Origin of the sequence: Mesorhizobium sp. M7A.F.Ca.CA.004.04.2.1, from assembly GCF_004022825.1 — a bacterium.
Taxonomy (GTDB): Bacteria; Pseudomonadota; Alphaproteobacteria; order Rhizobiales; family Rhizobiaceae; genus Mesorhizobium.
In genome coordinates, this window is the sequence record NZ_RZPH01000100.1 from 1 (window position 1) to 10,189 (window position 10,189).

Genomic DNA, 10,189 nt, shown 5'->3' on the forward strand with positions numbered 1-10,189 from the left:
GTTCGGCGCCATAGCCGACGATCTGACCGGCGGCACCGAGCTGGCGTCGATGCTGGTGGCGCGCGGCATTCCAACGGGATGCACGGTCGGACTGAGTGCGCCGATCCCACCAGGCAATCTTGCCCATGTGATCCTGCTGAAGACCCGCGTCATCGCGGCCAGCGATGCGGTGCGCCAGGTTCTGGAGGCGGCGGACCGGCTGCTTGAAGCTGGTGCCCGGCAGATCTTCTTCAAATATTGCGCCACTTTCGATTCGACACCTGCCGGCAACATCGGTCCTTGCGCCGAGGCGCTGCTCGAGCGCCTCGGCGGCGGCGTCACGCTGTTCACTCCGGCGCTGTGTGAGACCGGCCGCACCGTCTATCAGGGACACATGTTCGGCGGCGCCCAATTGCTGGGTGAATCGCCCAAGCGCTTCGATCCGCTGACGCCGATGACCGATTCCAATCTGGTTCGCGTGCTGCAGGCGCAGAGCAAAGGCAAGGTCGGGCTGGTGCCCTATCTCGTCGTCGATGCCGGGGCGGAGGCCATCCGCAACGCCATACGAGAGCACAGCGCGGGCGGCGAGACGCTGCTGGTCACCGACACGATCCGCGAGCGCGACCTGGTTGCGATCGCGGAAGCGACCTTCGACCTGCCGCTGATGACCGGCAATTCCTCGGTCGCCGCGCATCTGCCACCGGCCTGGCTCACGCATGGGCTGCTGAATTCAGTCGATCTCGTTACCGCCAGCCTGCCGGCCATAAACGGCCCAGCGGCGGTGCTGGCCGGCAGCGTTGCCGACCGCACCATCGAACAGCTCGAACGCTTTGCGCAAAACAATCCACTGCTGACGATCGATCTGGCCAGCGCCTTCGCCGGCGCCGATGTCGTGGCCGAAGCGCGTGCCTTCGCCCAGCGGCATTTGCCCGGCACGATGATCGCCATTGCCACGACGGCGCCGCAAGCGACGGTCGAAGCGCTGCAGCAGGCGCATGGCCGCAACGCGGTGGCGGCAAAGGCGGAAGAGATGCTGGCCGGGATTGCACACATTCTTGTGCTCGAACTCGGTGTGCGGCGGCTGGTCGTCGCCGGCGGCGAGACCGCCGGTTCGGTGGTCAAGGCGCTCGGCATCGACCGCATCGCCATGGGTGCCTATGAGGGGCCGGGACTGTCGCGTGCCACTGCCCACCTCCCCGGCCTGCCACCCGAGCCGCTGGCGCTGATGTTGAAATCGGGGAAGCTCGGCGGCCCGGATATTTTCGCCGACGTCCTGCAAGACATGACACGGGCGACCACCGTCGCGCCGGCGATCGATATATGGCCACCGGCAAAACCTGTCATGCGGCCAACCACAGGAAAAGCATCGTGATGGACACCGAGACTGCACGCGCCAGCCTGATCACCGCGACGCAGACGCTGGACGCCAGCGGAATGAATGTCGGCACCACCGGCAACATCAGTGTGCGGACGACAAGCGGCATGATGATCACGCCGACGGGAATAGCTACAAGCGCGCTTCGGCCGGAGCAGATGGTGCCGATGCAACTCGATGGCAGCTGGGAGGGGGCGTTCCGGCCGTCGAGCGAATGGGAAATGCACGCCGAGATCTACAAGGCTTTCCCCGAGGCCGGTGCCGTCGTGCATGCCCATCCCGACCATTGCGTGGCGCTATCGTGCCTGCGCGAGGGACTGCCGCTGTTCCATTACATGGTCGCGGGTTTCGGTGGCGATGATGTGCGCTGTTCGGACTATGCGCTGTTCGCGTCAAGCGAACTGGCCAAGGTTGCCGTCGTCGCGCTCAAGGACAGGTCGGCCTGCCTGCTCGCCAATCATGGCATGATCGCTTTCGGCGGCGATCTCGACACGGCGCTCGTCCGCACCATCAAGCTCGAGACCTTGGCGCGGCAATACCTTTTGGCGCGCAGCGCCGGTACACCGGTGCTCATCGAGGGCAGCGAGATCGCCGCCATTCGGGGGCGGTACAAGAATTACGGCCAGCAGAAGTAGCCGGCCGAGCAATTCCGGGAGCGGCTCTTCGCGCTCTTGAAGTTAAGAACCACCAGTCGTCGAACCGCAAATGCGAGACGAGGGCTGCCACGTTCCGTGGAAGATCAGGCGGGGATCGGTTCGGCGGCAGGCGCATAGACGCTGACAGCCCCGGAGCCGATCAGTTGGTCGATGGTCTCGGCGCTGTAGCCGAGCACGTCGGCCAGCACGGCAGCTGTGTCCTGGCCCAGCATCGGCGGCGCGGTAAAGTCGGCGGTCAGCTGCGCGGCAAGTCCCTGTGCCGGGCGCACCATGGCGACGGAGCCGAGATGCGGATGCGGCAAGGTCTGGACGAGGCCACGCTCACGCACATTGGGACTGTCGAAGACTTCCGGTATCGATTTTACGGTGCCGGCCGGCACGCTGGCGGCGGCGCAGGTTGCCATCCAGTGGTCGCGCGTCCGCGTCTTGAAGGCAGCCGCCAATTCGGGGATCAAAGCCTCGCGGTTGGTGGCACGCGCGCCTGCCTTGATGAAGCGCGCATCCCCAGCCAGATGTGGCAGATCAAGGACCTTCTCGCACAGCGCCGCGAACTGGCGGTCATTGCCGACGGCCAGCGCGAAGCCGCCATCGGAGGCCTCGAATATCTGATAGGGGACAACCGTCGGATGCGCATTGCCGTAGCGGGCGACCTCGCGGCCGGTGTTGAGGTAACCGCTGCCGATATTGATCAGCAGGCTGAGCGCGCAGTCGATCAGCGACAGGTCGAGGAACTGGCCCTTGCCGGTCGTCGCGCGCTCGTAAAGCGCTGCCAGGATCGACTGCGTCGAGACCATGCCGCAGACGATGTCGGTGATGGCGACGCCGACGCGCATCGGCTCGCCATTGCTCTCGCCAGTGATGGCCATCAGGCCGCTTTCGGCCTGCATGACGAAATCATAGCCGGGCCGTCCGGCATCGGGCCCGGTCTGACCATAGCCGGAGATCGAGCAGTAGATCAGCCGCGGGTTTGGCGCGCTGAGTTCCTTGAAACCGACGCCGAGGCGGTCGGCGGTGCCGGAGCGGAAATTCTCGACGACGATGTCGGCCTTCGCCGCCAGTTCGCGCACGATGGCCAGCCCCTGCGGGCTTTTCATGTCGAGCGCGATGCTCTGCTTGCCGCGATTGGCGCAGAGATAGTAGGTCGAGACACCCTTGTAGCTCGGCACCGACCACGCCCTGGTGTCGTCGCCGCCATCTATGTTCTCGATCTTCCAGACCTCGGCGCCGAGATCGGCAAGGCTCATCGTTGCCCAAGGACCGGCGAGCACGCGGGAAAGATCGAGAACCTTGATGCCTTCGAGCGGCAGGCGCGCGGATCCTGCCGTACCGGCATTCTCGGAATGGTCCTCAGTCACGATCAAGATTCCTTCGGGTGAATTCGGCAGGCCAATCACACAGTCTTGAACGTGTTGACCGGCTCCGGAAAATGACAGGCGACGCGATGCGAACCGCCAGCCGGATCGAGCGGCGGTTCGACGGCAGCGCAGATCGCCTGCGCCTTGAAGCAGCGCGTGCGGAAGCGGCAGCCGGATGGTGGGTTGAGCGGGCTCGGCACGTCACCGGTCAGTACGATGCGCTCGCGCTTGCGCTCCTTCTCGGGATTGGCGAGCGGCACCGCCGACAGCAGCGCCTGCGTGTAGGGATGCAGCGCCCTCGAATAGAGTTCGGCCGCGGGTGCGATCTCTACGATCTTGCCGAGATACATCACCGCGACCTGGTGCGAGATGTGGCGCACGACCGAAAGATCATGTGCGATGAACAGATAGGATGTGCCGAAAGACTGCTGGATATCCCTGAGCAAATTGAGCACGCCAGCCTGCACCGAAACATCGAGCGCCGAAACCGGTTCGTCGAGGATCACCACTTGCGGGTTCAGCGCAAGCGCCCGGGCGATGACGACACGCTGGCGCTGGCCGCCTGACAGTTCGTGCGGATAGCGCTTGCCATGCTCGGGATTGAGCCGCACCAGTTCGAGCAGTTCGGCGACGCGGGCGCGGCGGTCGGCCGCCGACATGTCGCTCATGCGCAGCGGCTCGGCGACGTTGTCGGCAATGCGCATGCGCGGATGCAGCGACCCGTACGGGTCCTGGAAGACCAGCTGGATGTAGCGCCGCATCAGGCGCATGTCTTCGTGGTTGAGGGCGAGCAGGTTCTGGCCCCGGAACCAGCTTTCGCCGCTGGTGGGCTCGATCAGCCGCATCAGGCAGCGTCCGAGAGTCGACTTGCCGCAACCGGATTCGCCGACGAGGCCCAGCGTTTCGCCCGGCGCCAAGTCAAAGGACACATCGGCCACCGCACGCACATGGGCAACCGCGCGATCGAAGACGAGGCCACCGCGAACCGGAAAATCCTTGACAAGATGGCGCACGGAAAGCGCTGCCGCCGGCTTGGTTTCGACTTGAGTTTGCTCCACTGCGCTCATGGGGCCATGCTTCCACTGTCCAGTTCTGCCGCCGCCAGCGAGGCGCTATGGAAGGGCGGCAAGGTCGTCGCGAAATGGCAGGCCGAGAAGCGGCCGCCTATGTCGTGCAAAGGCGGATCCTCGGTCCTGCAGCGTGCCTCGGCATAGATGCAGCGCGGATGGAAGGCGCAGCCGCCCGGCAAGCGCCCAAGTGCGGGTGGCGAGCCATCGATCGAAAACAGCCGCTCGCGGCTTTCCTCGAGATTGGGGATCGAGGCAATGAGGCCGCGCGTATAGGGATGGCGCGGGTCGGCGAACAGCTCGGATACGCCAGCCTGTTCGACGACACGGCCGGAATAGACGACCGCGACGCGGTCGGCATGACCGGCGACGACGCCGAGATCATGGGTAATCAGCACCAGGCCAAGGCCGAGCCGCTCCTGCAACGAACGCAGCACTGCCAGTATCTGCGCCTGCACCGTCACATCGAGCGCCGTGGTCGGTTCGTCGGCGATCAGCAAATCGGGATCGTTGGCGACGGCCATGGCGATGACCGCGCGCTGGCGCATGCCGCCGGAGAATTCATGCGGATACTGGTTCACCCGGCGCTCCGGCTGCGGGATCGCCACCAGATTGAGCAATTCCACCGCCCGCGCCATGGCCTGCTTGCGGGTGACGCGCTGATGCAGCCTGACCGCCTCGGCGATCTGGGCGCCGACGGTCATCACCGGGTTTAGCGAGGACAGCGGGTCCTGAAAAATCATGGCGATGCGCGCGCCCCTGATCTTGCGCATTTCGCGTGACGATTTGCCGACCAGTTCGTCGCCGTTGAAGCGGACCGAACCGGTGACGACCGCGTTCTTCGACGTCAGGCCGAGCGCGGCGAGCATGCCGACGGACTTGCCCGAGCCGGATTCCCCGACAATGCCGACCACTTCGCCCTTGGCGACTTCGAGGTCGATGCCGCGCACCGCTTCGAACTGATCGCCTGCCCGCCGGAAGCCTACCCGCAGGCCGCGTATGGACAGCAGCGGCTCGCGCTCGCCTGCCTTGTCGGCTGCGCCGGACTGCGCTGAAGATATCTGTGCGCTCATCGCTTAATCCGACCTTGGATCGAGAATGTCGCGCAAGCCGTCGCCGATGAAGTTGAAGCCGAGCACGATGGTGAGGATGGCGACGCCCGGACCGAAGGCGATCCACCATTGGTAGAAATGGACGGCGCCATCGGAGATCATCGACCCCCATTCGGGCGTCGGCGGCGTGGCGCCGAGACCGATGAAGCTGAGCGACGCGGCAAGCAGCACGACCTGGCCGAGATCCATCGTCGCGCTGATCAGCACCGGGGTCCAGCAAAGCGGCAATATGTGCGTGAACAGCACGCGGCGCGGCCTGGCGCCGGCGGCGATCGCCGCCTCGACATGCTCACGCTCCTTCACCTCCAGCACCTGCGCCCGCATCAGCCGGGCATAGACCGGCCACCAGACCAGAACCATGGCGATGGCGGCATTGCCGAGGCCCGGCCCAAGCGACGCCGCGACGGCCATAGCCAGCAGCATCGGCGGGAAGGACAGAGTGACGTCGACAAGCCGCATGATCGCCGCACCGGTCAGCCCGCCGACGAACCCGGAAATGGCACCGAGCAGCGAGCCGATCACCACAGCCGAGACGACGACCAGAACCGCGATCGGCAGCGAATGCGCCGCCCCGTGCAAGGTGCGGGCGAGAACATCGCGGCCGAGAGCATCGGTGCCCAGCCAGTGCGCCCAGCTCGGCGGCTGCAAGCGGCGCGCGACCATTTCGAGCGGATCGAACTGCACGATTAAGGCGGCGAAGACGGTCATGAACAGCCAGAACAGGATGACGACCGTGCCGATGACCAACGGCGCGGTCAGCCATTCGGGAACAGCGGCGGAATGGGATTTGGTTGTGACCGCCGACATCAGCTCAACCTCACGCGCGGATTGGCCACCACGTAGAGGATGTCCGTGATGAGGTTGGTGACCAGGAAGGCGAGGCCGCCGACGATGGTGACGCCGATGATCGCCGGGAAGTCGAGCGCGCGCGCCGCCTCGACGGCATAGGAGCCCATGCCGGGCCAGGAAAAGATGGTTTCTGTCAGCACCGCGCCGGTGATCAGATAGGCGAAGGAATAGCCGATGACGGTCAGGGTCGGTACCATGGTGTTGCGCAACGCATGGACGATGACGACGCGGAATTCGCTCGCCCCCTTGGCGCGCGCGGTGAGGACGAACTCGCGGCTCATCACATCAAGCATGTTGGCGCGCACCAGCCGCGATATGGTGCCGGAAACCGTCCAGCCGAGGACGAAGGCCGGCAGAAGCAGGTGCCAGAGCGCGTCCTTGAAGACGGTCCAGTCGCCAGCCAGAAGCGAATCGATGGTCAGGAAGCCGGTGATGCCGGGCGGCAATGCCAGGCGGGCATCGACCCTGCCCGGCCCCGGCAGCCAGTTCAGCATGACGGAGAAGATGAACAACAGGCCGAGCCCCGACCAGAACACCGGCAGCGAAGAGCCGAACAAGGCGAACAGCCGCGCGCCATGATCGATCAGGCTGTTGCGGAAATAGGCGGCCAGCACACCAAGCACAATGCCGAGCGTGGTGCCGAAGATCATCGCAGCGAAAACCAGTTCGAGCGTTGCCGGCAAGCGGTAGAGAATGTCGGTGCCGACATTGCGCTTGGTGATGAACGAGGTGCCAAGATCGCCGCTCAGCAGATTCCCAAGATATATCATATAGCGTTCCGGCAAAGGACGATCGAGACCCCAGCGCGCCTTGGCGGCGGCCACCACTTCGGGGTTGCTCATCTGCTGTTCGGCGACAATCGCGGTCAGCGGATCGCCCTTGGTCACCGTAGTGATCAGGAAGGCGATGGTGACGATGCCGAGCACCAGAAACGGCATGGCGATAAGCCGGCGCAAAATATAGCGAGACACGTGGCTACCTTCACAAGGAGGGGCTTCGTAAGATGGCACAGGGCGCTTGGAGATGCCATCGAGGGAAGCATATTGACAGTGGGGGAAAGCGCCTGTCAATATAAATGGAATTTAATTTCATTTTTTAGACAACGCCGGCGACGCTGGCCCGACAGGCGGACGACGACGCCAGAAAGACCTCAGCGTGCGCAAGCGAGCCACCAGGGACGAGACGGAGCTTGAAGGCGAAGGCGCGCAGCTTTCGTCGTCGCTGGTGCGCGGGCTCGGCATCCTGCGCGCCTTCCGCCCGGGCGATGCCTCACTCGGCAACCAGGACATCATTGCCCGCACCGGCCTGCCCAAGGCCACGGTTTCACGCATCACCTATACGCTAAGCGCGCTCGGCTATCTCCTCTACGACAAGGACCTTGGCCGCTACAGCCTGGGACCCGCCACCGTGGCGCTGGGCTATTCGGCGCTCAGTTCCAGCGCCGTCGTTCACGTCGCCCGGCCGCTGATGCAGCCGCTGGCCGACCTGACCGGTGCGGCGGTGGCGCTCGGCACGCGCGACAGCCTCAACATGGTCTATCTGGCCAATTGCCGGTCGGAGAGCCTTGTCACGCTGCGCCTCAATCCAGGCTCCTACCTGCCGATCTGGAAGACATCGATGGGGCTGGCCTATGCGGCGGCCCTTTCACCTGAGGAGCGCGCTCGCCTTGTGGAGGCTTTGCAGGAGGCCGAGCCGGACAGGGCGGCGATGATCGGGGCGGCGATCGACGATGCGATCGCCCAGTATGCAGACAAGGGCTATGTGACGTCGTTCGGCGCCTGGCACAGCTATATTCATGCGGTCGGCGTGCCGTTCCGTCCGAGTGACGGCTCGCCGCTGGTTGCCATCACCTGCGGCGGCATCGGCGAGATCATCACGGAAGAGCGCGCGCATGCCGAGATCGGACCGGCGCTGGTGGCGATGGTGAAGGCGCTGGGCAGAGAGCTCGAGGGAAATCCCGGGTAACGGGATTGGCCCAGACGATCGGCCTCGCATGCCGGCTTGAACTCGCCTGATGGGGACCGCACAGTCGCAGTCGATGGTATGGCGGTCGCGTGCCGTCATCGTCCATCGGGTTGGGATGATCGGGAAAATAGGATGCCGATGAATTTTACAGGGCGGTTCAGCGGTCGAGCGGCGGTGATCACCGGCGGCGCTTCAGGCATCGGTCTGGCAGTGGCTCAGAGGATTGTCGAAGAGGGCGGACGGGTTTCAGTCTGGGATCGCGATCCGGCTCAGATCGAACAGGCCAAAGCCACCCTTCCCGGCCTCCACGGTGTTGCCATCGACGTCGCCGATGCGGCCGGCGTGGAACGCGCCAAGCAGTCGGCGATCGAAGCGCTTGGCGGTGTCGACATCCTGGTCACCAGTGCGGCGATCACCGGGCCGAACATGACGACCTGGAACTATTCGACCGAGGATTGGCAGAAGGTCATCGACATCAACATCAACGGCGTCTTCTACTGCAACAAGGCGCTCGTGCCGCACATGCTCGAGCGCAACTATGGCCGCATCGTCAACATCGCCTCGATCGCCGGCAAGGAAGGCAATCCCAACGCTTCGGCCTACAGCACCTCGAAGGCCGCGGTGATCGGCCTGACCAAGTCGCTCGGCAAGGAACTGGCCAAGACCAAGGTGACGGTCAATTGCGTCACACCGGCGGCCGTGCGCACCGCTATCTTCAAGCAGATGAGCCAGGAGCACATCGACTTCATGCTGTCCAAGATACCGATGGCGCGCTTCGGCGAGGTCGAAGAGGTGGCGGCGCTGATCTGCTGGATTGCCTCGGAAGAGTGTTCGTTCACGACCGCCGCCGTGTTCGACGTTTCCGGCGGCCGCGCCACCTACTGAGGCAGGACGCGTTTCAATTCCGCGTGACGACGCAACGAACGGGAGCGTAGGGGCGTATAGTCCCAGGCGTCGAATCGACGTTGACGCAACAAAGCTATACGGGAAAGCTATGACGCGGCATGACAGTTCAGCATGCGTGATGATCTGCCGATGCGGGGCAACTGGTTGGCGGTTGACGGACGCTGCAACCATCCGGCGGGCGCTTGTTTCCTTTGCTTAGAGCCGAGCCTGCCGCGCTGTCCGACGACGAGCTTCTGGACCGCTATCAGCGCGCCGCCTTCGACTATTTCCTCGAGAACGTGAACCCCGAAAACGGATTGGTCGCCGACACGTCGCGGCCGAATTCGCCGGCCAGCATCGCTGTCGTCGGCTTCGCGCTGTCCAGTTATCCGATCGGCGTCGAGCGCGGCTGGATGGCGCGCGATGCCGCCGCGAAGCTGACGCTGGCCGCGCTGCGCTTCTTCTCGGCCAGCCCGCAAGGCCATAGCGACGACGTCACCGGCCACAAGGGTTTCTACTACCATTTCCTCGATATGCGGACCGGCCTGCGCGTCTGGCGCTGCGAACTGTCGATGGTGGATACGGCATTGCTGATATCGGGCATGCTGGTGGCGGGCGCCTATTTCTCCGGTGACGATGACGAGGAAGCCGAAATCCGCCAACTGGCCGAGGCGCTCTACCGGCGCGTCGACTGGCGGTGGGCACAAGGCTCAAGCCCGACCTTGCGACAAGGCTGGAAGCCGAAGAGCGGCTTTCTCCACTATGGCTGGGAGGGCTACAACGAAGCCACGATCCTCTACATCCTGTCGATGGCTTCGCCCGACAGCCCGACCTCGGACAACAGCTACGAGGGCTGGACGGCGACCTATCAGTGGGAAAACATCTACGGCTACGACGTGCTGTATGGCGGTCCGCTGTTCATGCACCAGTTCTCGCATGCCTGGAT

General features: G+C 64.5%; 10 protein-coding genes. 5 read left to right on the forward strand and 5 right to left on the reverse strand.

Annotation, left to right across the window (positions count from 1 at the left end; all coding sequences use genetic code 11):
• Together otnK and EN893_RS07115 are read left to right on the forward strand one after the other, a co-directional pair.
• The coding region (gene otnK, locus EN893_RS07110) for a 3-oxo-tetronate kinase (protein WP_164900746.1) at positions 1-1,351 on the forward strand (1,351 nt) is incomplete at its 5' end.
• The gene (locus tag EN893_RS07115) at positions 1,351-1,989 is read left to right on the forward strand and encodes a class II aldolase/adducin family protein (protein ID WP_127272706.1); all 639 of its coding nucleotides are present in this window, start codon (positions 1,351-1,353) and stop codon (positions 1,987-1,989) included. The genes otnK and EN893_RS07115, both read left to right, overlap by 1 nt.
• Positions 1,990-2,093: 104 nt before the next feature.
• On the opposite strand, the gene EN893_RS07120 is transcribed toward EN893_RS07115, so the two are convergent.
• From EN893_RS07120 to EN893_RS07140, 5 genes are read right to left on the reverse strand one after another with little or no spacing between them, the layout of a single operon-like run.
• On the reverse strand, positions 2,094-3,365 hold the full coding sequence (locus EN893_RS07120; protein WP_127272705.1) for a CaiB/BaiF CoA-transferase family protein: 1,272 nt from the start codon (positions 3,363-3,365) through the stop codon (positions 2,094-2,096).
• A gap of 35 nt (positions 3,366-3,400) precedes the next feature.
• Positions 3,401-4,432 (reverse strand): dipeptide ABC transporter ATP-binding protein, encoded by a 1,032-nt coding sequence (locus tag EN893_RS07125; RefSeq protein WP_127272704.1) that lies wholly within the window; start codon positions 4,430-4,432, stop codon positions 3,401-3,403.
• The gene (locus EN893_RS07130) at positions 4,429-5,505 is read right to left on the reverse strand and encodes an ABC transporter ATP-binding protein (RefSeq protein ID WP_127271705.1); all 1,077 of its coding nucleotides are present in this window, start codon (positions 5,503-5,505) and stop codon (positions 4,429-4,431) included. Before EN893_RS07130 ends, EN893_RS07125 begins: the two co-directional genes overlap by 4 nt.
• Positions 5,506-5,508: 3 nt before the next feature.
• Positions 5,509-6,351, reverse strand: a complete 843-nt coding sequence (locus EN893_RS07135) for an ABC transporter permease (RefSeq protein ID WP_127276927.1) — start codon at positions 6,349-6,351, stop codon at positions 5,509-5,511.
• Positions 6,351-7,364 (reverse strand): ABC transporter permease, encoded by a 1,014-nt coding sequence (locus EN893_RS07140; RefSeq protein WP_023811560.1) that lies wholly within the window; start codon positions 7,362-7,364, stop codon positions 6,351-6,353. Before EN893_RS07140 ends, EN893_RS07135 begins: the two co-directional genes overlap by 1 nt.
• Positions 7,365-7,548: 184 nt before the next feature.
• Here EN893_RS07140 and EN893_RS07145 point away from each other — a divergent pair, with 184 nt between their 5' ends.
• The 3 genes from EN893_RS07145 to EN893_RS07155 all read left to right on the forward strand — a co-directional run.
• Positions 7,549-8,358: an IclR family transcriptional regulator gene (locus EN893_RS07145; protein WP_127266932.1), complete on the forward strand. Its 810-nt coding sequence runs from the start codon at positions 7,549-7,551 to the stop codon at positions 8,356-8,358.
• Positions 8,359-8,490: 132 nt separating this feature from the next.
• Entirely contained in the window at positions 8,491-9,243 is a 753-nt protein-coding gene (locus tag EN893_RS07150) for an SDR family NAD(P)-dependent oxidoreductase (protein WP_127266933.1), read from the forward strand.
• Between the two features lie 212 nt (positions 9,244-9,455).
• On the forward strand, positions 9,456-10,189 hold a 734-nt coding region (locus EN893_RS07155), incomplete at its 3' end, for a glucoamylase family protein (RefSeq protein ID WP_281062472.1).